Source organism: Stenotrophomonas sp. Ste96 (assembly GCF_024519495.1).
Classification (GTDB): Bacteria; Pseudomonadota; Gammaproteobacteria; order Xanthomonadales; family Xanthomonadaceae; genus Stenotrophomonas; species Stenotrophomonas bentonitica_A.
Genome location: NZ_JALJRX010000003.1, coordinates 87488 through 112006, shown reverse-complemented (window position 1 = coordinate 112006; position 24519 = coordinate 87488). Strand labels below are relative to the sequence as shown.

At 64.9% G+C, this 24519-nt stretch carries 24 protein-coding genes; 11 read left to right on the top strand and 13 right to left on the bottom strand.

The features are described from left to right. Positions 1-43: 43 nt before the first annotated feature. Positions 44-1423, bottom strand: a complete 1380-nt coding sequence (cycA, locus tag OC373_RS09855) for a D-serine/D-alanine/glycine transporter (protein ID WP_046272893.1) — start codon at positions 1421-1423, stop codon at positions 44-46. A gap of 236 nt (positions 1424-1659) precedes the next feature. Here cycA and OC373_RS09850 point away from each other — a divergent pair, with 236 nt between their 5' ends. Next, a complete protein-coding gene (locus OC373_RS09850) occupies positions 1660-3264 on the top strand; it encodes an EAL domain-containing protein (RefSeq protein ID WP_261997620.1) in 1605 nt (534 codons plus the stop codon). 9 nt (positions 3265-3273) lie between these two features. Here OC373_RS09850 and OC373_RS09845 read toward each other — a convergent pair whose 3' ends face one another. From OC373_RS09845 to OC373_RS09835, 3 genes are all read right to left on the bottom strand, one after another. Further along, the gene (locus OC373_RS09845) at positions 3274-4221 is read right to left on the bottom strand and encodes a polysaccharide deacetylase family protein (protein ID WP_261997619.1); all 948 of its coding nucleotides are present in this window, start codon (positions 4219-4221) and stop codon (positions 3274-3276) included. Positions 4222-4327: 106 nt separating this feature from the next. Continuing rightward, positions 4328-5530, bottom strand: a complete 1203-nt coding sequence (locus OC373_RS09840) for an MFS transporter (RefSeq protein WP_261997618.1) — start codon at positions 5528-5530, stop codon at positions 4328-4330. A 245-nt stretch (positions 5531-5775) separates the two neighbouring features. Then, entirely contained in the window at positions 5776-6243 is a 468-nt protein-coding gene (locus OC373_RS09835; RefSeq protein WP_261997617.1) for a hypothetical protein, read from the bottom strand. A gap of 195 nt (positions 6244-6438) precedes the next feature. Between OC373_RS09835 and OC373_RS09830 the strand changes: the two genes are divergently transcribed. Next, on the top strand, positions 6439-7341 hold the full coding sequence (locus OC373_RS09830) for a LysR family transcriptional regulator (RefSeq protein WP_261997616.1): 903 nt from the start codon (positions 6439-6441) through the stop codon (positions 7339-7341). 175 nt (positions 7342-7516) lie between these two features. Beyond that, positions 7517-9127 carry an ABC-F family ATP-binding cassette domain-containing protein gene (locus OC373_RS09825; RefSeq protein ID WP_261997615.1) on the top strand — a complete coding sequence of 537 codons (1611 nt, stop codon included), beginning with the start codon at positions 7517-7519 and terminating at the stop codon, positions 9125-9127. Between the two features lie 10 nt (positions 9128-9137). Here OC373_RS09825 and OC373_RS09820 read toward each other — a convergent pair whose 3' ends face one another. Then, entirely contained in the window at positions 9138-10466 is a 1329-nt protein-coding gene (locus OC373_RS09820; RefSeq protein ID WP_070426515.1) for a GTP-binding protein, read from the bottom strand. A 70-nt stretch (positions 10467-10536) separates the two neighbouring features. Between OC373_RS09820 and OC373_RS09815 the strand changes: the two genes are divergently transcribed. Continuing rightward, a complete protein-coding gene (locus tag OC373_RS09815) occupies positions 10537-10908 on the top strand; it encodes a MerC domain-containing protein (protein ID WP_046272885.1) in 372 nt (123 codons plus the stop codon). 14 nt (positions 10909-10922) lie between these two features. Here the strand turns inward: OC373_RS09815 and OC373_RS09810 are convergent, their stop codons facing one another. Further along, positions 10923-11207 (bottom strand): hypothetical protein, encoded by a 285-nt coding sequence (locus tag OC373_RS09810; RefSeq protein WP_070426514.1) that lies wholly within the window; start codon positions 11205-11207, stop codon positions 10923-10925. 203 nt (positions 11208-11410) lie between these two features. On the opposite strand from OC373_RS09810, the gene OC373_RS09805 reads away from it, so the two are divergent. Further along, on the top strand, positions 11411-11830 hold the full coding sequence (locus OC373_RS09805; RefSeq protein ID WP_019185717.1) for a hypothetical protein: 420 nt from the start codon (positions 11411-11413) through the stop codon (positions 11828-11830). A 154-nt stretch (positions 11831-11984) separates the two neighbouring features. Here the strand turns inward: OC373_RS09805 and OC373_RS09800 are convergent, their stop codons facing one another. Beyond that, positions 11985-12470 carry a transposase gene (locus OC373_RS09800; RefSeq protein WP_019185716.1) on the bottom strand — a complete coding sequence of 162 codons (486 nt, stop codon included), beginning with the start codon at positions 12468-12470 and terminating at the stop codon, positions 11985-11987. A 194-nt stretch (positions 12471-12664) separates the two neighbouring features. Here OC373_RS09800 and OC373_RS09795 point away from each other — a divergent pair, with 194 nt between their 5' ends. Beyond that, a complete protein-coding gene (locus OC373_RS09795; protein WP_261997614.1) occupies positions 12665-13507 on the top strand; it encodes an MnmC family methyltransferase in 843 nt (280 codons plus the stop codon). A 12-nt stretch (positions 13508-13519) separates the two neighbouring features. Here OC373_RS09795 and OC373_RS09790 read toward each other — a convergent pair whose 3' ends face one another. Then, a complete protein-coding gene (locus tag OC373_RS09790; RefSeq protein ID WP_172838047.1) occupies positions 13520-13696 on the bottom strand; it encodes a hypothetical protein in 177 nt (58 codons plus the stop codon). Between the two features lie 114 nt (positions 13697-13810). Further along, the gene (locus OC373_RS09785; RefSeq protein WP_070426512.1) at positions 13811-14623 is read right to left on the bottom strand and encodes an alpha/beta hydrolase; all 813 of its coding nucleotides are present in this window, start codon (positions 14621-14623) and stop codon (positions 13811-13813) included. Positions 14624-15195: 572 nt separating this feature from the next. On the opposite strand from OC373_RS09785, the gene OC373_RS09780 reads away from it, so the two are divergent. The 3 genes from OC373_RS09780 to OC373_RS09770 all read left to right on the top strand — a co-directional run bounded on the left by OC373_RS09780 (position 15196) and on the right by OC373_RS09770 (position 17770). Beyond that, positions 15196-15591, top strand: a complete 396-nt coding sequence (locus OC373_RS09780; protein ID WP_070426511.1) for a BlaI/MecI/CopY family transcriptional regulator — start codon at positions 15196-15198, stop codon at positions 15589-15591. Next, positions 15588-17144 (top strand): M56 family metallopeptidase, encoded by a 1557-nt coding sequence (locus OC373_RS09775; protein ID WP_070426510.1) that lies wholly within the window; start codon positions 15588-15590, stop codon positions 17142-17144. Before OC373_RS09780 ends, OC373_RS09775 begins: the two co-directional genes overlap by 4 nt. Positions 17145-17299: 155 nt before the next feature. Next, complete coding sequence (locus OC373_RS09770; protein WP_261997613.1) at positions 17300-17770, top strand: serine hydrolase domain-containing protein; 471 nt, start codon at positions 17300-17302, stop codon at positions 17768-17770. A 510-nt stretch (positions 17771-18280) separates the two neighbouring features. Here the strand turns inward: OC373_RS09770 and OC373_RS09765 are convergent. After that, the gene (locus OC373_RS09765) at positions 18281-19588 is read right to left on the bottom strand and encodes an RES family NAD+ phosphorylase (RefSeq protein WP_261997612.1); all 1308 of its coding nucleotides are present in this window, start codon (positions 19586-19588) and stop codon (positions 18281-18283) included. 625 nt (positions 19589-20213) lie between these two features. On the opposite strand from OC373_RS09765, the gene OC373_RS09760 reads away from it, so the two are divergent. Together OC373_RS09760 and OC373_RS09755 are read left to right on the top strand one after the other, a co-directional pair. Further along, the gene (locus tag OC373_RS09760; protein WP_261997611.1) at positions 20214-20876 is read left to right on the top strand and encodes a hypothetical protein; all 663 of its coding nucleotides are present in this window, start codon (positions 20214-20216) and stop codon (positions 20874-20876) included. A 258-nt stretch (positions 20877-21134) separates the two neighbouring features. After that, the gene (locus OC373_RS09755; RefSeq protein ID WP_261997610.1) at positions 21135-21521 is read left to right on the top strand and encodes an MbcA/ParS/Xre antitoxin family protein; all 387 of its coding nucleotides are present in this window, start codon (positions 21135-21137) and stop codon (positions 21519-21521) included. Positions 21522-21599: 78 nt separating this feature from the next. Here OC373_RS09755 and OC373_RS09750 read toward each other — a convergent pair whose 3' ends face one another. The 3 genes from OC373_RS09750 to OC373_RS09740 all read right to left on the bottom strand — a co-directional run bounded on the left by OC373_RS09750 (position 21600) and on the right by OC373_RS09740 (position 24484). Continuing rightward, on the bottom strand, positions 21600-22607 hold the full coding sequence (locus OC373_RS09750) for a hypothetical protein (RefSeq protein WP_261997609.1): 1008 nt from the start codon (positions 22605-22607) through the stop codon (positions 21600-21602). Positions 22608-22913: 306 nt separating this feature from the next. Next, positions 22914-23858 carry a hypothetical protein gene (locus tag OC373_RS09745; protein ID WP_261997608.1) on the bottom strand — a complete coding sequence of 315 codons (945 nt, stop codon included), beginning with the start codon at positions 23856-23858 and terminating at the stop codon, positions 22914-22916. Continuing rightward, a complete protein-coding gene (locus tag OC373_RS09740) occupies positions 23855-24484 on the bottom strand; it encodes a PAS domain-containing protein (protein WP_261997607.1) in 630 nt (209 codons plus the stop codon). Before OC373_RS09740 ends, OC373_RS09745 begins: the two co-directional genes overlap by 4 nt. Positions 24485-24519 lie beyond the last annotated feature (35 nt).

The window sequence follows — 24519 nt, the reverse complement described above, 5'->3', positions numbered from 1 at the left end:
AGGTGAATACCGGGCCTGCCGCGCTGGCAGGCCCGGCGCTGACTCAGTGGCGGCGGGCCAGCAGCCGCTTGCCGGCGTAGCCCAGGCCGAGCAGGGCGAACCACAGCGGACTGATCGCCAGCGCGTACAGCGTGTCCGGCTGCAGGGTCAGCAGCACCAGCACGAAGGCGAAGAAGGCCAGGCACACCCCGCACATCAGCACGCCACCGGGCATCTTGAACGCCGAGGCGGCGTGCAGGTGCGGGCGCTTGCGGCGGTAGACGATGTACGAGCACAGGATCAACGACCACACGAACATGAACAACACCGCGGCCAGCGTAGTGACCAGGGTGAACGCGGTCACCAGGTTCGGGATCAGATAGATCAGCATCGCGCCCAGCAACAGGCACACGCAGGAAAACACCAGCCCCAGCGCCGGCACCGCCGCGCGCGACAGGCGCCGGAACGCGCTCGGTGCGTGCCCCTCTTCGGCCAGGCCATACATCATCCGGCTGGTTGAGAAGATGCCGCTGTTGGCCGACGACGTGGCCGAGGTCAGCACCACGAAGTTGATCAGGCTGGCCGCGGCGGGAATGCCGGCCAGCACGAACAGTTCCACGAAGGGGCTCTTGCCGGGCACCACCTCACGCCATGGGGTGACGGCCATGATCGCGATCAGCGCCAGCACGTAGAACACCAGGATGCGCACCGGGATCGAGTTGATCGCCTTGGGCAGGTTGCGCTCCGGATCAGCGGTTTCGGCCGCGGTGGTACCGACCAGTTCGATGCCGACGAAGGCGAACACCGCGATCTGGAAGCCGGCGAAGAAACCGGCCATGCCCATCGGGAACACGCCACCGTCGTTCCACAGGTTGGAGAACGACGCCACGTGCCCGGAGGGGGCGGTGAACCCCCATGCGACCAGCCCGAAGCCGGTGATGATCAGCGCGCAGATGGCGATGATCTTGATCAGCGCGAACCAGAATTCCATTTCACCGAACAGCTTCACCGTGACCAGATTGAGGCTGAGCAGCAGGATCACGCACAGCAGCGCCGGTATCCACGGTGCCAGCTCGGGGAACCAGAACTGCGCATACGCGGCGATGGCGATCACATCGGCGATGGCGGTGATGATCCAGCAGAACCAGTACGTCCACCCGCAGAAGAACCCGGCCCACGGCCCGAGCAGGTCGGTGGAGAAGTCGATGAAGGATTTGTACTGCAGGTTGGAAAGCAGCAGCTCGCCCATCGCGCGCATGACGAAGAACAGCATCGCGCCGATGATCAGGTACACCAGCACGATGGACGGGCCGGCCAGACTGATGGTCTTGCCCGAGCCCATGAACAGACCGGTGCCGATGGCACCGCCGATGGCGATCAGCTGCAGGTGGCGGTTGGAGAGGCTGCGCCGGAGGTGTTCCGGCGGGACGGCAGGATCGGTCATGGGGCAGCGTCGGCAGGGGCGAAGCGTCCGAACATAGACCTCCGCGAGGCGTTGCGCCAGTCGCCATCGGGCCGTTCGCGGGGGCCGTGGCCGGGCACTGCCCGGGGCGATGATGTGACGGATTCACCTCGCTCCACCGCGCGTGATGCCGGCAGGACGATTGCGCCCCGGCCGGATGGTTCCAATCCCTGCCCGCTGATGGTCATATAGGGCTCCGCCAGGGCATCGAGGTCTGCTTGAACCGCGCCAGGATCATTGCCGCCACCGTAGTGCTTGCCCTGCTCGGCGCCCTGGTGCCGATCGCCACCGTGTTCTATTTCACCTGGAGCCGCGCCAGCGAATCCGAGCAGGTGCGGCTGCAGACCACCGCCGAGCGCACCCTGCAGCGCGCGCACCGCGCCTACGAGACGGCGCTGGCCACCCTGCGCGAGCTCAACCAGAGCACGTTGGCCCCGTGCTCGCCCGAGCACCTGCAGCTGATGCGCAGCCTGGTGATACGCACCCACTCGGCCGAACAGGTGGGCTATTTCGAGAACGGCCGGCTGGCCTGCACGTCCTGGGGCCCGATGGACGCGCAGATCATCCAGCGCCCGCCGGCCTATGTCACCGCCGAAGGCGCGGGCATCACCCTGGACGTGCGGCCGCTGGCAGGCACTCCCCAGCAACCGCTGCTGGCCCTGCAACTGGGACGCTACGACATCCTCATGGACCCGGCCCGGTTGGTCGACGTGATCGTCGACCCGAACGTGCGCCTGGCGGTGGCCAGCCCCGATGGGCGCCTGATCGCCCAGCAGGACATCCCCGACGAGGCCTTGCTGCAGCGCCTGCTGCGTGAACCGGCCAGCGGCCTGGAAGGCCAGACGCTGTATGCCAGCGCGCAGGACCAGGAGTGGCTGGCGATCGCCATGGCGCCGCGGACCGATCTGGTCGCCGCGTTCCGCCACCAGATCGGGCAGTTCATCCCGTTGGGCGTGCTCGGCGCGCTGGCGATGATCGGCGGCGTAGTGTGGCTGTCGCGGCGGCGGCTGTCGCTGCGGGGCGAGCTGGCCACGGCGGTGCGCCGGCGTGAGTTCTTCATGCACTACCAGCCCATCATCGAACTGGACACCGGCATCTGCGTGGGCGCCGAATCGCTGGTGCGCTGGCGCCGTGCCGACGGCACGCTGGTGCGTCCGGACCTGTTCATTCCGCTGGCCGAAGAGGCCGGCCTGATCGAAGCGCTGACCGACCAGGTCATCGACCATGTGATCACCGACATGCGCGAGCTGCTGGTGCAGGACCGCACCGCCCACATCGCGATCAACCTGGCCGCCGAGGATGTCAGCAGCGGCCGCGCGCTGAAGGTGCTCTCCAGCAAGCTGCACGGCACCGGCATCCATCCGCAGCAGATCTGGCTGGAGGCCACCGAGCGTGGCTTCATCGACGTCCGCCGCGCCCGCACCAGCCTGGCCAATGCGCGGCGGCTGGGGCACTGCGTGGCGATCGATGATTTCGGTGTCGGTTACTCCAGCCTGCAGTACCTGCAGCAGCTGCCGCTGGATGCATTGAAGATCGACAAATCCTTCATCGATGCGATCGGCACCGACAGCGCGACCAGCCCGGTCACCTCGCACATCATCGACATGGCCAAGACCCTGGGCCTGTTCACCGTGGCCGAAGGCGTGGAAACCCCGGCGCAGCTGGCCTATCTGCAGGCGCGCCAGGTGGAGTTCGGGCAGGGCTGGCTGTTCTCCAAGGCGCTGGCCCCGGCCGAGTTCATGGCCTTCCACCAGCAGCGCAAGCAGCAGTACGGCCAGGCACGCGAAAACATGCAGAACCCCAACAGCGACCCCGTGGCCTGAGCCGGCGCATCATTCCCCCTCGAGCCCGGCCAGCGTCATCACCCATGCCGGCACCGGCGGCTCGCCTGCGTAGAAGGCCTTCGGTTTGTTTTCCGCCATCGCCCAGCGCTGGATCCAGCTGATGCCACCGGCGCCGTTGTAGCCATCGGGATGCTGATAGGCCGGATCCTGCAAGGCGGCCTCCAGCGAGATGAAGCGATAGCCCCGCCGGCGCGTGGCCGCGACCAGCTCCTCCACGCAGTCGGCACTGAGCGCGTTGGCGTGGATCAGCCACACCTGCGCCGGCAGCCGGCCCAGCAGCTGCTGGCCCTGCTGTTCGTAGTAGTCCAGTTTCTTGAGCATGTAAGGCACGTAGCCACGGCGCAGCTGGCGCAGGCGTGCCTCGCGCGAGATAGGATCGGTGTCGGTATCGCGCACATGATCGTAGGCGAACGCCCAGATCCACTCGCTGTTGTCGACCGTGACCGGTGCAACCCGATACCCGTGCTGCTGCAGGAACTCCCCGAGCGCCGCGCGTTCCTGCGGCGACTGCCCGGCACGCAGGTACGGATGCCGGAACCAGCGCGGCGCCTGCCCGGTCTCGGCCAGCAACGGACGCAGCGTCACCTCGCCGCGCAGGATGTCCTGCTCGTAGGCAGCCAGCCCGATCGCATGCAGGTCGACATGCCCATAGGTGTGGTTGCCCAGCTCTACGCCGGCATCGCGCCAGTCGCGCAGCATCTGCACCCGCGCCGGTTGCACCTGCCCGTCCACCTCCAGCTTGACCTCGTTGACGAAGCCCACCACCGGCACGTCGGCCCGCTTCAGGGCCGCGATCAGCTGCGCATGCCGGGCGGCAAGCTCGGGCTCGGCGCGTTCGTCCAGGCGCTGCCAGGGCAGATCATCGATGGTCAGCGCGATGCGCCGCTCCGGCGCCGCCGCGTGGGCGATGCCGGCCAGGCACAGCAGGGCCAGCACAGCACTTCGAAGAACTCCCTTGCGCACCCGCTGCTCCCATCGCGATACCCGGCCCCAGCATAGCGCCGGGCATCACGGTCCATGTTGCCGGGTGCGGCGGCTGGGCTCAGTGCGTGATCGGTGCCCAGGCGCGCGGCTGGCGCAACACCACCATCAACGTGGCCAGCAGCAGCACCAGCAGGACCGCTGGCAGCCAGCGTTCGCCGACGGTTTCCAGCATCACGCCGCCGAGGATGCCCGCCAGTGCGATGGCCAGGTTCCAGCCGGTCACCACGAAGGACTGCGCGATGTCCCCGGCCTCGGCCGCACGGCGCGCCACTGCGGTCTGGAACAGCGTGGGAACGCCACCGAAGGATATGCCCCACACCACCGTCCCGATCACCAGCACCCACGGCGAGCCGGGCCACAGGCCAAACGCCACTGCCGAGAGTGCGAAGGCCACGGTGCTTGCGATCACCAGCGCGCGCAGCCAGCGATCCACCAGCAGCCCGGTGATCCAGATGCCGACCAGCGCGGCCACGCCGAACACCAGCAACAGGCGATCCAGCCACGCCGCCGCGCCGGACAGCGCCGCGAAGGGCTCGATGTAGGTGTAGAGCACGTTGTGCGCCAACACGTAGAGGAACATCGTCATCAGCGCGGTGCGCATGCCGCGCAGGCGCAGCACGTTGCCCAACGGCTGCTGGGCCGCCGCGCCCGGGGCCGGCAACGGCGGCAGCGCCAGCCGCGCCCACACCAGCAGGCCCACGCTGAGCAGCGACATCAACCCGAACGCCCAGCGCCAGCCGATGGTCTGGCCGAGCAGCGTACCGGCCGGTATGCCCAGCGACAGCGCCAGTGGCGTGCCGACCATCGCCACCGCGATCGCCCGGCCCTGCAGCTGCGGCACCACCATGCGGCTGGCGTACCCCGCCACCAGCGACCACAGCAGGCCCGCGCTGATGCCGGCGCAGAAACGTGCGACCAGCATCAGGCCGTAGTGGTGTGTCATCGCGGTGATGGTATTGACCACCACGAAACCGGCGATCGCGGTGAGCAGCAGCGGGCGGCGTGGCCAGCGCCGCGTCAATGCGGTCATCGGCAGTGCGGCAACCAGCGAGCCCAGGGCGTAGATGGTGACCAGCTGCCCGACCAGCGCGCGGCTCACGCCCAGATCGGCGCTCATCGGTGACAGCAGGCCCGCCGGCAATGCCTCGGTGAGGATGGTGATGAAGCCCGCGCAGGCCAGCGCCAGCAGACCGCCGAAAGGCAATCGGGTGGCCGCGTTGGGCACGGGCACGGCGCTGGTATCGACCGCGTGACCGCTCATGGGTGCACCCGGGTGGCGGCCGCATCCAGCGCGACAGTGGAACCGCTGACGTCAGGGAAGAAAGACATGGAGGCGCCGTAAGTGGGGGGAGCGCCACCGTAGGGGCTGAGCCGCTGGGGAAACAGCGGGTCAGCGCTCCGTACATTCCGGACTACCAGCTCCGCAATCGCGCTCATGCTCCCCCGGCTGCCTCACACAGCAGGCCAACGGGTCACGTAAGGGTGACGGGATTGCCGCCCCGCGCGTCAGTGTGCACTGGCGCCATGCACGAACTGCAGCGTCAACGACTTGCCCACCGGAACCGACTGCCATTGCGCGGTCAATTCAAGGATCTTCCCGCGAACCTCTTCGATATCCGCTGCCAGTACCTCCAGCGGAGCGCAGTGACGCGCGGTGCAGGTCACCTGATACAGATCCAGCATGTCCGCCGCAGCCGTGCTCCAGCCCGACCAGCCATCGGCCTGGAACACCTCCACCAGCCGCTCCACGCCATCGCTTTCAGAATCGGCCTGCATCTGGAATGACGCCGCCTCACCTTCCAGCACGCGACCGATGAACCCGCGCTTGTGGAGCACACTTTCGACAGCGAAGTGGACCATGTCGTGGGGAATGATGCCCTGCTTGGGGCACTCGATGCTTTCGGCTATATGCCCGTCGCGGATCAGGTCCATCCGGTCGTGCTTTCCAGACCCCTTGGTAAATACGAGTTGCATGACGTCCCCTGGCGCTGAGCAGGCCCCACAGCAGGGCTGACGGATGGTCGCGTGCGGCGCCGATGCGCGTCAATCGGGCCACTGGTGGCCACCGGCCACCTGCGATCCTCACTGTTGCAGCAGCATCGCACCACGCCCGTCCCCGCAGGCCATGACGCCCGCTACAGTGAAGGCTCTTTTCCTGTGTGCCCGCCCATGTCAGCCCTGGACAACCTCGGCAACCTGCAGACCTTCGTGCAGGTCGCCGACACCCGCAGCTTCGTCGAGACCGGCCGCATGCTCGGCATCTCCGCCTCGGCCGCCGGCAAGACCGTGTCGCGGCTGGAACAGGCACTGGGCGTGCGGCTGTTCCACCGCAGCACCCGCAGCATCACCCTCACCGCCGAGGGAGAGCGCTTCCTGGTCCGATGCCGGCGCATCCTGGATGAGCGTGACGCCGCCCGTGACGAGCTGGTCCAGCAGACCGAGGCACCCACGGGGGTGCTGCGGGTCAGCCTGCCGCTGGTCGGCGACATCTCGCTGCCGCTGCTCACCGAGTTCATGGCGGCTTATCCCGGCATCCGCCTGGAGCTGGATTTCGATGACCGCCTGGTCGATGTGATCGAGGAAGGCTTCGACGCCGTGCTGCGGGTCAGCGCGCCGACCGACTCGCGCCTCAGTGCCCGGCAGCTCGGCGTGTTCCCGCGCTACCTGGTCGCTTCGCCGGACTACCTCGCCCGGCGCGGTACGCCTCGCGTGCCCGAGGACCTGCTGCAGCACGACTGCCTGCACTACCGCTTCCCCAGCAGCGGCAAGCTGGAGCCGTGGCCGCTGCCGCAGATGCCGGGCGCCGCGCCGCTCGCACTGCCGGTCTCGATGGTCAGCAACACCATCGAAGCGCGGCTGGCCTTCGCGCTGGCCGGGCGCGGCATCGCCTACATCCCCGAGCACTCGGTGCGCGAGGCACTGGCCGACGGCCGGCTGCAGCGGGTGATGGCCGAGCGCATCCATGCCTGCGGCACCTTCTACCTGCTGTGGCCCTCCGGCCGCCATGTGCTGCCCAAGCTGCGGGTCTTCATCGATTTCATCAGCGCGCGGCTGACCGGCGTGAGCTGCTGAGCAGGCGGCGTTCATCGCCCTGCCGCTGCGCGGTTCTATACTGCCCGCGCGGCAGCCAGCCGCCTTTGTTGCCGAGGTAGGCCTACATGCGCCATTGATGCCGCCGTCGTCTGACGGCCCGTCTCCACCCGCCTGTTCCGCAGGAGGGGAGTCTTTGGCATCCAATGGAGGTCGCATGACCGCATTCGCTCTCACGCTCGACCGCGTGACGCAGACCCTGCCCGACGGTCGGGTCCTGTTTTCCGAACTGTCCGCCGCGTTCGACGGCACCCCGACCGGTATGGTCGGGCGCAACGGCGTGGGCAAAAGCGTGCTCGCACGCTTGCTCAGCGGCGATCTCGCGCCCACCTCCGGCCGCATCCTGCGCAGTGGGCCGGTGCACCTGCTCACCCAGCACAGCGGCGTACCCGAGGACCGCATTGCCGACCTGGCCGGGGTCGGTGCGGTGCTCGATGCCCTGCTCCGCATCGAAGCCGTCAGCGTCGATCCGGACGATTTCAGCTGCGTGGGTGAGCGCTGGGATCTGCGCGAGCAGCTGCAGGCACAGTGGCACCTGCTCGGGCTGCCCGCGCTCGATCCCCTGCAGCCGGCGGCGACGCTCAGCGGTGGCCAGGCGATGCAGGTCGCACTGGCCGGTGCGTTCCTGTCCGGTGCCGAGGGGCTGATCCTGGATGAACCCAGCAACCATCTCGATGCCGACCATCGCGAGCGCCTGATCGACGCGCTGCAGCGCTGGCACGGCGGCCTGATCGTGATCAGCCACGACCGCACGCTGCTGCGCCACATGGCGCGCATCGTCGAATTGACGCCCAGCGGACTGCGCCAATACGGCGGCAACTACGATCTCTACGCCGATCAGAAACACGGCGAGCGGCGCAGCGCCCAGGCCGAGCTGGCCCTGCGCAAGCGCGAGCGCCGCCAGCAGCAGACCGAGCTGCGCGATCAGCGCGAGAAGATGGCGCATCGGCAGGCGCGCGCTACACGCGATGCACGCACCGCCAACCAGGCACCGATCCTGCTCGGTGGCATGAAGAACCGCAGCGAGCACACTGCCGGCCGCTGGCAGGCACAGCAGAACGAGCGCCGTACCGAACTGGATGCGCGCGTGCGCGAGGCTGCCGGCGAGGTGGAGCAGGACATCGAGATCGCCCTGCTCGCCCCGGTGATCCAACAGCCCGGGCCGCAGCGCGCGGCCGAGCTCATCGCCGCCGAGCTGCCATGGGTGCAAGCGCCCTGGAACACGCTGGATCTCACCGTGCAGCGCGGCCAGCGGATCGGCGTGCAGGGCCGCAACGGCAGCGGCAAATCCACGCTGCTGCGGCTGCTCGCCGGCACACTGGCACCGCTCTCGGGGCAGGTCGAGGTAGCGGCCAGCGTCGCCCTGCTCGACCAGTCACTCACGCTGCTGCCGGGCGACGCCTCGGCCTTGTCACTACTGCAGCGCGCGCATCCGTTGGCCGACGAAGGCACGCTGCGCACGCAGCTGGCCCTGCTCGGCCTGGATGCCGAGCGCAGCCTGCGGCCGTTGGCCACGCTCAGCGGTGGCGAACGCTTGAAAGCGGCGCTGGCATCGGTGCTGTACGCCCGGACGCCGCCGCAGCTGCTGCTGCTCGACGAACCCGGCAATCACCTCGACCTGCCCTCGCTGGGCGCGCTGGAGCAGATGCTCGGTCAGTACACCGGCACGTTGATGATCGTCTCGCACGATAGCGCGCTGCTGGAGGCGGTGGGCCTGACCCACACCCTGCGCGCAACCGATGCGGGGTGGCGGCTGACGCCGGTGTAACGCCGCGCGGCTACGTGCGCGCCCACGCCGGAAACGCATCCGGCAGCAGCTGCCACAGCAGCGGCCCGGCACGCAGTTCCTCATCGTTGAGCAGGCAGGCATCCAGCTCGGCGCGCACCGCGGGTTCGTCCATCGCCACCCCGATCACCGCCAGCTCCTGGCGGCGGTCGCCCCACCAGGGATGCCACAGTTTACGCATCGCCTGGTACTCGCCGGCATCGCCGACCTGTTCCACGCTCGGCATCGGCGCGGTCCAGCACGCCGCCTGCTGGCGGGCCCAGCCGATATCCGTATAGGGCACGCGCGTGGGCGGCAGCAGCGGCGAGGTGTTTTCCAGACCGGCCTCCATGCGCTCGCGCGAGGCATACCAGAAGCCGGCAGCCGAGGTCTGGGTGGCGGCACCGACGCTGGAGAGCTCGCCCACCCAGTCCATGCGGTTGGCCAGCCAGAAGAAACCCTTGCTGCGGATCACACTGCCCAGCCCGGTCTCCAGCAGCCGTGCGAAACGCTGCGGGTGGAACGGCCGGCGCGAGCGGTAGACGAAGCTGGTGATGCCGTACTCCTCGGTCTCGGGCGTGTGCTGGCCACGCAGCGCCTGCATCCAGCCCGGCGCCAGCTGCGCTTTGACGAAATCGTAGCGGCCGGTATCAAGCACCTCGTGCAGCGGCACATTGCCCTGCTCGGACAGCACCAGCCGCGCATCGCGGTTCATCGCACGCAGCACGGCGAGCGTGGACTGCAGCGTGTCATCGTCGATCAGATCGCACTTGCTCACCACGAGCACGTTGGCGAACTCGATCTGCTCGGCGAGCAGATTCACCACACCGCGGTCGTCGTCCTCACCGGCCTGCTGGCCGCGGTCGATCAGCCGGTCACTTGAGCCGAAGTCGTGCAGGAACCGCGCGCCATCGACCACCGTCACCAGCGTATCCAGCCGCGCGATGTCGCTGAGGCTGAAGCCATCCTCATCGCGCACCGAGAAGGTTGCCGCGACCGGCATCGGCTCGGCGATCCCGGTCGACTCGATCAGCAGGTAGTCGTAGCGCCCCTCCGCCGCGAGCCGGCGCACCTCCTGCAGCAGGTCATCGCGCAGCGTGCAGCAGATGCAGCCGTTGCTGAACTCCACCAGCGTTTCCTCGGTGCGGCTCAGCGCGGCGCCACCCTCGCGCACCAGCTGCGCATCGACGTTGATCTCGCTCATGTCGTTGACGATCACCGCGACCCGGCGGCCCTCGCGGTTGCGCAGCAGCTGATTGAGCAAGGTGGTCTTGCCGGCACCCAGGAAGCCGGACAGCACGGTCACCGGCAGACGCGAATCAAAGGAGGCAGAGGCAGTCATGGCAGAGCAGGTCAGGAAGGGGAATGAAATGTTACTATATAACATTCACTGACCAAGGCCCCCACGCCCCATGAAGCGATCCTCTGCCCTGTTGGATGCCGGCGCCATTGCGCTTTCCGGCCTATGCCTGCTGCACTGCCTGGCCCTGCCGCTGCTCGCGGCGATGCTCCCGCTGATGGGCGTGTGGGCCCAGGCCGAGTGGGTGCATGCCCTGTTCGTGGCCATCGCCGCGCCGGTGACCGGCTTCGCGTTGTGGCGCGCCCACCGCCAGCATCGCCTGCCCGTGCTGGCGATGGCCGGCGCGGCGATCGGACTCCTGTTGCTGCTGGCCGGCGCCATGGGATGGCCGAGCCACGACGCCGAGACCCCGATGACCGTGGTCGGCAGCCTGCTGCTGGCCAGCACGCATGTGTGGAATGCCTGGCGGCGGCACCGGCATTGAGCGGACGGCCCGGCTCAGTGCTTGAACATCATCCCGACCAGGAACAGCACCAGCGGCGCCGCACTGAGCACCGCACCGACGATGCCCAGCCACGGCCAGCGCTCCTGACGGACGCGCGAGCCGACCGTGGCGATCAGGCCCACGGCTGCTGAAGCAAGTACGCCGATCGAGACGCCGGTGGTGCTGGCGCCGGCGGTGACCCCGTGGTTGGCGGCCGTGGCGATATGCGCGGCGGCCGCCCCGACGGGAAGGCCGAGGAAGCTGACCAGGCCAAGCAGCGGTAGCCGTTGAGCCGACATGGGTGCGACAGACGATGGGCGCGGCGCTTGCGGAGAATCTGGCGGCACGAGGGGTCTCCTGAGAATCGCGTCACCGTACACCATTGCCTGCCGGCGACGGGGCACGGGGCACGGGGCACGGGGCACGGGGCACGGGGCACGCAGACGGCATCTTTTCACGCCGTGTTGGACAATGCTCCCACACCCGCCGCCAAGGATCTGCCATGCGTGTACTGCCCAGCCTGCTCTTCCTGTCGCCGCTGCTGTTGACCGGCTGCGGCAAGGACAACAGCGCCGGCGTGTTCTCCTCCGATCCGATGCTCGGCTGCTATGCCACCCACGCGCGCAAGCCCGCCGAATTCCGCATCGAGCAGCAGAGCGGCCAGTACTACGTGTCCTTCAACCGCGATGAGCAATGGCAGCGCGATGCCACGCCGCTGCAGGAATCCAGCCGCGCGGAGATCGCCCAGTTCTTCCGCGACGATGCCGACCAGATCAACAAAGCGCTGGTCCGCCCCGGTGGCGGCTTCGGCATCTTCAAGTTCAACCCGGGCGCCACGCTCAAGGGCAAGGCCAAGGACAGCGACTACATGGCGCTGGTGCTGATCGGCGCCGGCCCGGTCTTTCCGGTGAAGTGCCCCTGATGGGCAAGGTTTCCGGATCCCGCCCACCGGGCCACTGATACAGGCGGCAACCGCCCGCCCGCACCGGTGGCCCGGTCCGCGACACCCATCCCCAACATCCCCGCCCGCGGTCGTACACAGGCGGGAACCCCATCCCCATCCCCATCTCCAACCCTCAGCCTGGCTCCTCCGGCTCCCGGCGACCGCGGTGGATCGAGCTGTAGGGCCATTGCGTGGCATCCCGCACGTGCCCGTGCTTGACCGGGTTGTGGTGCACATAGGCCACGTGCCGTTGCAGGTCCTCGGCGTCAACGATCCGGTGCTCGCGGAAGCCGTTGTGCCATAGGGGCCGCAGGCTGCGGTCCCGCCGCAGCTGCAGCCGCGGATCAACCATCGGCAGCTGCCTGTCGAAGATCGCCTGGACCTGCGCCCAACGGCGATGCCCCTCCTCATCGCCCTCCGGCAATGTCCACACCCCATGCAGATGGTCCGGCAGCACCACGATCGCGTTGATCCGGAACGGCCGCGCCTGCTGCGCCACCCGGAACGCCAGCCGCAGGGTCTGCGCCTGTTCCACCAGCAGGCTGCTGCTGCGATCGCGCAGGTGCGCGCTGAAGAAGTAGGCGGTGCCGGTAGGCCAGAGGAGGTGGTCGTAGGACATGGCCAAAGTATCCAAAGCTGCCGGCCGCACCGCGATCAGCGCACTCCCCGTGCGCACCTCGGACACCAGCGCATGCGCGGGTCGGACTCCCGGTCATGAACCGGTCGCATGAGGGCCGGCCAGGGGCATCTCAGGTACGATGCCCACCCCTGACTGACATGCCGCCTGGCGTCTGCGCCGCGGCCCTGGATCCCGTGCCCCATTACACCGGCCCCCTGCTGACCCGCCCGCTCGCCGAGAGCCTGACCCGCGCCCGCGATGCCGGCACCGGTGAATGGACCGGTTCGCTCGACCTCGGCCGCTCCACCGGCACCGCCACGCTGGCGGCCGACCACTGGCAGTGGAAGGGCGAGACCTACGCCTATCCCGGCAAGACCAAGGACCGCACCCTGTACTACTGGGACGGCGAGGAGTTCCTGGCCATCTCGCGCTTCGGCTCGGCGCTGATCAAGCTGGTGCCGACCGACTGGGACGCACCGACCTTCGAGATCGACGGCATCAAGATGCTGCCCAGCGCGCAGGTCTCCCCGTTCGAGGATGCCCGCCGCAAGGTCGCGCTGATCGCGCCGGCCGGCAAGACGGTGCTGGATACCTGTGGCGGCCTGGGCTACTTCGCGGCATGCTGCCTGGAAGGCGGCGTCTCGCGTATCCGCTCGTTCGAGAAGAACCCGGATGTGCTGTGGCTGCGCACCCTCAACCCGTGGTCGCCCGATCCGGACGCGGAGAGCAGCGGCGGCCGGCTGGCGCTGAGCCAGGGTGACGTGTCGCAGGAGATCGAAGGGCTGGAGACCGCCTCGGTGGACGCGATCCTGCATGATCCGCCGCGCTTCGGCATCGCCGGCGAGCTGTACTCACAGGTGTTCTACGACCAGCTGGCGCGTGTCATCCGCAAGGGCGGCCGGATGTTCCATTACACCGGAGCGCCGAACAAGCTGACCAGCGGCCGCGATGTGCCGCGCGAGGTCGCCAAGCGTTTGGAAAAGGCAGGCTTCAAGGCCGAGCTGGCAATGGATGGGGTACTCGCGGTCAAGCGCTGAGCGAGGTGATGGTCAACTGCCGCGTGGCAGTTTGGCCGCCCACATGTTGTCGACAAGATTGGGATAGCGCCGCCCGTTTTCCTCGGCGCGCTGACGTGCCGCATCCTTCTGCGCCTCGGAGAGCGGCTGCGACTTCTTGTTCCCATTGGGACTGGGTTTCTTCCAGGGCGGTGTCTGGGTCTGGCGCATGGGCGGTCTCGTGTGGACTGGCGCTACAGTTTTGCTGCGCGGGGACAGCGTACAAGAACGCCCGGCACGTGAGTTCAACGTGCCGGGCGCGTACAGCGCATAACGACCTGCGACTTACTTCTTCAGGAAGTCCAACAGTGCTTTGTTGAACGCATCGGCGTGGCTGGCATTGCAGCCGTGCGGTGCGTCCTTCAGCACCACCACCTCACTGCCCGCGATGGCCGCATGCGTGCGCTTGCCCGAGCCCTCGAACGGGACCGTGCCATCACTGTCACCGTGCAGCACCAGGGTCGGCACCGTCACCTTCTTGAGGTCGTCGCGGAAGTCGGTCGTACCGAAGGCCTTCATGCAGCCCAGCGCCGCGGTCTGGTCGGACTGCTGGCAGAGCTTGATGGCGGCTTGGCGCTCTTCCTCACTGACCTTGAGCTCGCCGTTGGCGCTGAAGAAATCCTTGGTGAAGCCATCGAAGAACGTGTCGCGGTCCTTCTCCAGGCCTTTGCGCATTTCATCGGCCTTTTCCTGGGTCAGCGGGCCCTCGGGGTTATCGCTGGTCTTGAGCATGTACGGCGGCACCGCCGAGGCGAACACCACGCTGTGCAGGCGCGATTCACCGTGCTTGGCGACATAGCGCGCCACTTCTCCACCGCCCATCGAGAAGCCCACCAGGGTGGCGTCCTTCAGATCGAGATCCTCGAGGACACCGGCCAGATCATCGGCGAGTGTGTCGTACTCGTAGCCATCGGCCGGCTTATCCGAGCGACCGAAACCACGGCGGTCGTAGGCCACCACGCGGTAGCCCGCATCGCGCAGCGCGGGGACCTGGGCCTTCCACGATTCGGCCGACAGCGGCCAGCCATGGATCAGCACCACCGGGCGGCCGGTACCACCGGAATCTTCAACGTGCAGGCGAACGCGGGAAGCAGCCATGGGAACTCCTTGGAGCGATGGGGAAAGGAGGTTCGATCCTAGGCAGGGGGGGTTTGGTGAGCTGTGAAAGAAATCGGCAGGGCGCTGACGTGGCGTGCACAGGGCTGACTGATACCCACCGGTGCGTTCAGCGGTGCGAAGCTGGCATCACTCGGCCACGATCTCAGCCTCTGAGACGCCAGCGGACGATAGTTGCCATGGGGCATCGTCGACGCTGGGAACCGGTACATGGACTGTCATGAGATCACACCGGAGGCTGCGCATCGTGTGGAACCCAGCGCGTCCGGAAACGCCTGCTGTGGGCTGGCACTTACGTTGTTGTTGCATGGCCTTGGTGCGCATCCTGCAGCCCATGCGGCATTGCGTGCTGCCCTGCGGCAGAGGCCGGAGAGCGAGTGCTGTGCCAGCTGCGCGCTGTTGCGTGGCCATGACAACCCATAGATGCGTGCCGGCGACGTGGCCGGCGGAGCCATGGCTCGCCGCGCAGGTCGTCCATTACTAATTACATAGTTGACACGACCGATCCGTCGGGCGCACGATGCGGCCATCAACTAACGAACCAGTAGATAGCCATGGCCCGCCCCGTATCGCCTGCCCTGACCGACGCCGAACGCCGCATTCTGGAGGTGCTCTGGAAGAAGAAGGAGGCGTCCGTGCGCGAGGTCGCCGACGAGCTGTCCAAGAAGAAGCCGGTCGCCTATACGACCGTGCTGACCATGTTCAAGGTGCTGGACAAGAAAGGCCTGGTCCACCATCGCAGCGAGGGTCGCGCCTTCATCTACAGCGCCGCGATCACCCGCAGCGAGGCGCGCAAACAGGCGTTGGAGAATCTGCTCAAGTCCTTCTTCAACGATTCGCCCAGCGTGCTGGCCCAGCACCTGATCGATGAGCACGACATGGACGCTGACGAGCTCAAAGCGCTGCAGCAACGCGTGGACGACGCATCTCCTTCGAGGACGCCCAAATGACCGTGCATTGGACCCAGGCCCTGGCAACGATGGCCGCGCAACATCTCTGGCAGAGTGCCCTGCTGTTCGCACTTGCGGCCTTGGTGCTGGGGCGCAGCCGGCTCAGTGCGGAAGCGCGCTCCTGGGCGCTCTGCGTGGCCTTTGTGCTGGCCGCGGCGTCACCGCTGTTGGTCCTGCTGCCTCGCACCGCGCCGACGACTGTTGAGGTCACGCAGCAGGCCGTACTGCCCTCACCCACTGGGGCTCCAGTGGCGGTTGCCGCGCAGAAAGTGGACGGCATCACCAACACGATCCCCGCCTCCACCACGCCGACGCTGCTGCACGGCGCCGTGCTGATCTGGCTGCTCGGCACGCTATGGGGTCTGACCCGCTTGGGCCAAGGCGCATGGCAAGCGCGTCGCCTGCATCGCAGCGCGCGGCATTCGCCCCAGCACGAAGCGCTGCTGGGTGGAGAACTGCCTGCGGGTGCCAGCATTGCACTATCCGATATCGCCCCGGGCCCGATGGTGGTTGGCCTGTGGTCGCCGCACATTCTGGTGCCGACCACGATGGCATCCACCCTGCCCCCGGCCGCGCTGCGTGATCTGCTGCTGCATGAAGCCGCGCATGTTCGTCGGCATGATCTGTGGATCACGGCTGCACAGCGTGCACTGCTCGCTGTGTACTGGTGGAGCCCGTTCCTGCGCCTGCTGGGCCGTCGGCTGGATCTCGCCCGCGAGATGGCTTGCGATGAACGGGCGGCCCTGCGCACCGGGAGTGGCCGCGGCTATGCCGATTCCCTCCTAGCCGGTATCGCCGGCCTGACGACACAGCGCAGGCGCAGCGCGCCACTGGCCGTCGGTATGTCTGCCACCCGCAGTGGCTTGAGCCAGCGCATCGATGGGCTGCTGCGTCTGGACACGCGCTCGGCCCGCCGGACAACGCGCTTCGGCTGGGGCGCGCTGTGTGCGGTTGCGCTGGTCGCGCATGTTGGTGTCACCGTGGCCGCTACGCCGCGGTTGGGCAAAACGATCATCGTTGCAGAGAACGAAACCGCCACCACGTCGCGCACCGTCTCGCCGCACGCCGAGCAGCTGCTCAGCGCGGCCAGCAAAGGCGACATCTCCCGCGTGCAACAGCTGGTCAAGACGGGTGTTGCCGTGGACACGCAGGTCAGTGGCGACGGCACCGCGTTGATCATCGCCGCCAAGCAAGGCGAACTGGCGATGGTCGACGCCCTGCTCGTGCTAGGCGCGCAGCCCGACCTGGCCTCGCGCGGCGATGGCAATCCGCTGATCGCTGCGGCACGTCGCGGTCATCTGCCGGTCGTCGAGCGCCTGGTCGGCGCCGGGGCCGACGTCAACCGCATCGTCGCCTTGGACGAAACCCCGCTGATCAACGCTGCACGCTCCGGCGATGTAGAGACCGTGGCCTATCTGGTCGAGCACGGTGCCGACGTCAACCTGGGCGTGGTGGCCGATTTCGGGCAGTGGCGCTCGCCGCTGAATCAGGCACGCAACGATCGCGTCCGTGAGTACCTCACCCAGCGTGGTGCGGTCGCCGGCAGACGGTGAGCGGACGCATTGCCCAAGGTTGACGCTGATCGGTGCGATAGCCTCCGCCGCCATCGCCCGCCACTCAATACTGCCTTTCGCTGAACCGTATTGCCCCTCTCTGCGGCGTGCACGCGCGCCTGTCTTTCGCGCATCGCTCCTTCATGAGGTATCGCATGGCTTACGCATCCACTCCGCAGGCATCCCTACACTCGCGAACCCGCAGCGTTCAGATTGGCCTGCTGCGCGCGTCGCTGTGTGCCGCGCTGGTACTGCTGCTTGCCGTCCCCGCATCGGCGGCGGACCGCGAAGACGCGGCGATCCGCACGGCGCTCGCCTCCGGCCTGCGCCCCACCGTGGTGCCAGCCGATACCGCGCTGCCGCACTGGTCGCTGCAGCAACGCATGTCCCAGCACAATGTGCCCGGTGTGGCCATCGCCGTTCTACGGGATGGCAAGCTCGTGCACAGCGCCGGCTACGGGACGCGCGAGATGGGCACGCAGGCTGCCGTGAATGCCGACACGTTGTTCTCGGTCGGCTCGGTCAGCAAGGTGGTTACAGCCGCCACATCACTGCGCTTGGTGGCCGATGGCACCCTCGTGACAATTTTCAGAGTCGGCGCGACTCGATCAAAGGCATGCGACTGAAGCCAGGTTATCTGCACCCCAAATTCTTCTTATGAAACAATGAGTTTCGCGCCGCGGAGGTACTATTGCAGCATCCCCCCAGAGATGCGGTGACGGATAGGCTCATGAGCAATGAGTTTTCGGTTAGCGGTCCTGCTCGGCGTGTTTTCGCCCGAATCGCGGACGTTTGGTCTCTAAGCGAGGAGGAGCAAGCCTCCATACTTGGCCAACCTGTTGGAGTGGCCTTTCAGATCGACGACGTCTCCGGCGACATACAGACCGAGACATTAGAGAGAGTCAGCTACCTAATTGGGATACATCGCGCGCTACACGCAATTTTCCCCCATTGACGATCAGGCTGACAGATGGATTCGTCGAGCTAACCAGGCTTCCCCCTTTGGCAGCCTGCCGGCGCTGGCGCTAATGTGCACAGGACGAGTCTGCGACTTGGACTCAGTGAGACAGTATTTGGACGCGCAGGGTCCGTTTGACCTGTAGGCGACAATTCCATCCTGCCTTCCTGGTTATGTGTCACTTCCAGCTAAAAGCAGACCCCACATTTGGAGATGGAGACTGAACTCCACATGCAGGATTCGTCGTCAAATAGCTCAGAGAGTCCACTACGTGCTCGGTCACGGCCCCTGCAAGGATGTCTACAGGGAAGCGCGATCGGCCATCCAGCGACTGGGGAGCAGACGGATCATCTTCATCAAACAATGCGTAATTCAAACCGTTCTGTCGCTGGACAGACTGGAAAACGACTCCGTCGAAGTTCTCGATCCTTCCGTACCGAATGAACTCGGTCAGGGCCTGAGTCACTACGTACCCTGTGTCGTTAGAGCGCATGGGCTTTGCAATCTCTTCATGCAAATATGACAGCAACGTCCTGTCCATAGAGCGCTGCTCGTGCTTGGGATCCAAAAGGCTAAGCGGCTCGTGCCTAAGCCGATAGTCTAGCTTCGTGAAGTCAAACAGCTTCAGCGTTCTAGACGTACGGAACTGGCCAGCAACAACAGTATCGCCAATTGACGGTCGTACCTCGGCAATGCAGGTCTCAACCTCGGCAGACCCGTAGAAGACCGGCACCCCAGCAGCGCTCATTCGGTTATTTGCCGCAATACTTCGCGGGGCGGCACCCAGTTCCTTAGCGGGGCAATCTCGGAACAGACTCGTCTGATTTTCATCGCGGGATACCCGAGAACGATAGATTGGCGTTCCTTCCGGCAGGATTTGCATGACAGCTGCGACGTCCGGCGCCTCGAGCGTGGTAGCCGTCATAGCCTCATTCAGAAGACGAGTGAAGAATTCTCGTGCTTTGTCGTTGAAGAACCGACGACCGTGAACCAGATCGCGAGCAACGTGGTCCCAATCACTCACCACATACCAGCGCTCATGATCCTCCGAATCGAAAGGACTCTGCATCCTCCTGTAGCTCTGCCCCGGAAAGTAAAAGGACTCTTCGTCGAGCGAGTCGCCGGACTCTTCGCCAGACTCCTCATCCTCTAGAACAGAAGAAACCGCTTCATTCACAGCCTGACTTTCACAACCGATAGCGCGTGAGACGATCTGCGACAAGCTTAGCTCGTAGCCTCGATAGAGCCCGATGTCCAGCTCGTAGTGCTGCTGAAGGGCGCCACGGATGCGCTCTGCGATCTGATAAATCGAGGCCCCACTCTGCCCGTGCATGCCGCATCCACAGCAGCGAAACTGCAGGCTATTGGACGTACAGATCTCTCTTATGAATTCATCCTTCAGACAAGATGAGCATGCCCAGTCGGGTGCTGAAGTCATGATGTCCAGCAAAGGCTGCCCACGATCTTGGAAAGACAACTGGCGCATAGACCCTCCTGGATACTGAGGTAATTCTAACTCCGCCCGGAGTGCATAGAGATCGTCGGTGATTGCATCTTCGCCCCCTAGCTGTGGCACGGATCACCATCGCGCGCCAACTGTCTCCGGTGAACGCATGTTCGTTGACAGTTGCCGAGCTGAGCTACGGATGCGCGTTGTTCTCCGAGGCGGCAATGAGCATCACCAGCGGTAAGGCCGGTCAATCGCCCACCCTGTGCACGCCGCACCAGCGCGGCACTCCAGTCCTTCGCAGTGGTGACAGGCAAGTGGCCATCACCTGCGGAAGACCCTGCACGATCCTCGGGATTCGATCCCGCAGCGCCGGGAAGCTCAGCGGCGCCGCGAAGAACCTACGCAGATCGCCCCGGGAGACAAGGCAAATCAGCCTTGCGATAGTGCCTCATACGCGCCCTTCATGATGCCTCTATGCCCCCCCTGGATCTCAATGGGGGAGGCCTTTGGCAAGCGTCCCCTCCCCCCCCCTGGGGCCGGGCTAGTCTCGAGTCGACAAGACACATTTCGCATGAAGATGCGAGCGCACCCATTGACACTTATTTCCTATAGTGAAATACTCTCCCTGCCGGAATGGCCGGCCATGACAAAGAGGAGATTTATGAACACCTGCGTTAAGCAGGAAGCGCGTGGTGACACCATGCGGAGGTGGCGAACATTGTTGGGCTGGAGTTCTGCCGACACAGCTCGCCGCCTGTCTATTACGACACGAACTCTCAGTAGCGATGAGAGTGGAGGTATGGTGCCGGAGAGCCGCTGGCGACTGTTCTTGCTCGAAGTTGCCCAAGAGCTCCGCTATGGCCCGGACTCCGGTGGCTTAGTGTTCATCAACGCCAGTGATGGCTTTACCTTGATCGACGTCGTTTCCTACAACAACTTTGCTGGCTTTGCTATCGCAGCGGACCGCGAACGGGCGATGGTGGCTTCGTACACAGTGGACCGCAATGGCGAACACGGTCTGCACCGGCAAGAGTTCTTATTGGCTGCCAACCCGCATGCGCCCGTCATTCTGGGGCGGTGGGAACAGCAAAGAATGGCTGAAGCCGGTGACACCGAGGAAATGCACATGCGCCGGTGGATAACAAGAAAGTCACTGGAAACGCATCTGAACAACCCCGACATTTCGGACTTGAAGCAAAGGGCAGAGGGCGTGCGTAAACGCCTTCGGGAGGCAAAGCCCGGCACGGATGAGTACGAGAAGCTGTTTGATGAAAATGAGTCGGTCGTGGCAGAAATGATTCAGGCCATGTCGCAAAGGAGATAGCCATAGTCATCGCACAAGAAGGCCGGGCCCCGAAATCCACCGATTTCGGGGCCTTTTTTTGAGTGGACCCGCATTCCCATGCCAGGCCACGCCGCTGTAGTGGGCCTACTTCCCGATCAGCCATAGGTAGACGGTTGAGTGCGCCCGGCCAAGGGACCGTCACTCGCCGGCCCCTCCTTCCGACCATACAGAAGCCGCCCCGGTCATCCTGTCCAGAACGGGATTAGCATGCTTGTGATGCCCCCGTTGTCCGATGCCATGAGCAAGTCGTTCGGTAATGATGATCTCCGCCTTGCGGCGCCAGCCCTGCGCGTATTCACACGCATTGCCAGCGCTTGGTCTCTGACCGCCCAAGAGCAGTCGGCAATCCTAGGAAGGCCCGTCGACGTTGCTTGCTCACAACTGGACGCAGGAGCGATGGACAGCGACTGGCCTGAGATGCTCCAGAGAATCAGCTTCGTTCTCGGCATCTATGCCGCACTACACACACTCTTTCCCGACCAGCAGCAAGCAGACGGCTGGATACGCCGCCCAAATGCAGGGGCACCCTTCAAGGGTGAGCCAGCGTTGGCGCTCATGTGCACCGGCCGGCTTGGCGACCTGGAGATTGTTCGTGAGTACCTGGACGGCCAAGGGACGTATTAGCCGTCATAGACCGGGGCTGATGCTACGTTCCTACGCTCTTCGGCAGCCAGCCACTGCACGAAACGACTGCTGCATTAGTCAGACGGGCATGACGGAGTTGATCTGTCGAGTCATCAGGAAACCTTCTTCCCTTATTCGATGATGGCTGCCGTCTCGCTCTATCCGCTCTTGCGAGACGCTTGGATGCTTGAACACGTCAACTGACAGCGGATGTGTTGCAAAGGGATTGTGCAACACGTGCAATCCATCTAACAGATGCTCGCTGTAGTCCCGCTTTCGCGCACGTCGTACTTCGGGCGAGCTTGTCGATTCATGGAGCGTTGTGTAGGTCGAGGCTTGGTCTGGGGAGTCGGCCAGAGCCCGCACTTTTCCCCAGCCAGCGACAGCGCTATAGACAACTGCCGAGATTTCCTTGCAGACATCCGAACAGAAGAGCCCAACGGGAACATCGACGCCAGGTCGCTTCGATACAGCGACAATCTCCCGCTCGATCACCGTTGACAAGCCCTCCGCCATAGTCCGCTCTTCATCAATGTGACGTCCATAAAGAGCAGCCTGGATAGGCCGGTCGTACTCCAAAAAGGCAAGAGGGCGATCAAACGGAGCGAGCGCCAGAACAAAAGGGCGATCTTTCACGTGGTCCAACGTAGAGTAATGCTGACGGTAGCGCTTTAGCTTGGAGCTGATGGCATTGCATGCTCGCAGCGTTGCTTCCCGATTGAACTCGTTCAAGTCGGCTGGGATCTCGGGAACACCGGTGCCAATGGCTGGCGCACCACCCAGTGGAGGCGCTGCGATCGTGGCCTCCATGGTGAAGCAGCAAGGGTTTGTAACGAGGAAATCCGGTGCGTGGTGAGTAAAGTCTGTCCCCAGCCGGAGCTCCTTCAAGACAGCGTGTAGGTACAGTTCCCACAAGCTAGACTCGAAGGTGGTCTGAAACTCCTTTACGAACTTCTTATCTCGATCGTGAAACCCGCTGGCCCAGGCCGAGAGTACCGCACGCTCAGCGGCCAAGTTGGGATCAAGCAAGCGCTTGAAGCCTGGATGCAGATCAGATGGCTCAACCTTCAAGTCGAAGAGTTCCATGCCGCCGCCCATCAATGCCCCCTGCTCGGTAAAAGAACGAATGCCTGATGCCCGGGAAGTGGGAGCATTGGGCTTCCGCAATGGACCGAATGCCTTGCAGACCGCTCCCGACGATCTTACTGGAGCTTAGAACCGTTCCAATCGCCTAACAAGTGAGCTGATACGGCGCCGACACACGCTGGTTGGCGAGACGACCAGTGATTTCCTCAATGCATGCCTGAAGGCCGCTCTCGGAAAGGAGCGGACCTGTAGTGACCAGCCTGACCCTGCTCCCCACTCTCGATCAAGTCTTGTGTTGCCTGTAGGTCAAGCTGCCAACACGCCTTGCGCCGCTACGGTAGCAATGGACAAGTCTTGCACACCCAGTCCGGTCAGATCGACAAGAGCAGAAGCGTCGCCAAGTAGCGCTCTCTGCGTAGCAAGCGCTTCGCCAAAGCTACCAATGCGGTCCATCTCCATGTGTCCCGTGTTGTACGCAGTCGCAATCTCGCCCTGCTCAATGCACTGCTCCCGACTATCGGCGAGAACCACGTTCATCCAAAGCGTCAGTTCAGTGGAGAGCTCCTGCTTGCCAGGCGTGTCTGCGCCTACCGCTACGATCCGTGCATTGCTGCGGACCATCGTTTCGTTGAGCACAGGGGATCGAGCAGGAGTCGTCGTGACGATGACATCTGCATCTCCGCCGAGCGCGCTCGGGCTTGCCGATGCAAGCACATCCAAGCCAGCTCCACGCAGCTCAGCCGCGAGTCGCTCAGCACTCTCAGGGCTGCGCCCCCAGACCACGGCACGCTCGAATCCGCCGAACTGCAGCGCCAACTGAGCCTGCAGACGTGCCTGCACGCCTGTGCCAACAATGCCCACGCACGTGCCATGCTCAGGCTTGATCAATTGGGCCGCCAGCATGCCGGCTATGCCCGTACGAAGGTCTGTCAGCCAGCCTTCGTCCTTCAGCAAGCAAACAGGGAAGCCAGTCTTTGCGTCGAACAGCATCATCAAGCCGCTATTCACCGGCAGCCCGCGCTCCTGGTTGCGGGTGAAGCCACTAGCCACCTTCACAACGAATAGATCGTTCGACGCGCTCGCCGCGGACTTGATGTGACAGTCATCGGAGAATTGCGGGAACGCCAGATGACCGACCTTTCCCAGCTGTACGTCTCCTCGAGAGAAGGCGACGAAGCCAGCCCGAATCGCCTCAATAGCAGTGTTCATTTCGAGCGTGGATCGGATCTCGTCCAGGCCAATGACTCTCATGCTTGCTCTCCTAAATCCTTGAGTTCCGCCAACTGGCTGTAGACCGTGGCGCGACTGACGCCCAGCAGGTTTGCCACGTAAGGAACCGATCGACGGCCGTCAAAGCCGCCGCTTTTGTGGATGGCTTGAATCAGCGCCTGACGATCCACCCGGCCCAACGTACGCAAATCCAAGGCGCGCTCCGATGTCCACGCAGCAATAAACCGATTGAGAGTCTCGTGCCAGTCCGCTCTCAACAGCGGCTCTGCAGCGTCGACTGTGGACTGGCTCGGAGAGCGCAGGAACGTGTCGAGCAGTCCTCGCATGGCTTCAAAGTGCGACACGTCGACGTTGATGCAGAGCATCAAGGGAACATCGCCTGGCAGAGCGACAGAGAGCGATCGAATCCGACGACCGTCCCAGTTGATCTTCTCGTAGGGCCCAATCGCTTTCCCATCACTACTCGGGCCAAGCTCGCGAAGGTTAGAGGGATCACCTATCTCTCTAGGAGATAGAGCGCCGGCAACGTATGCGACCTCGTCTTTATCGATGTTGTGGAGGATCACTTCACCAAGAGGGCTAAGGAGCTGAGCGAGACCATCAGCCAAGGCGGCGTAGGACGCGGCCACAACCTGTGAGGGAGACATGGGCAGACTCTTTCTATACACTTTGTCCATTCTAG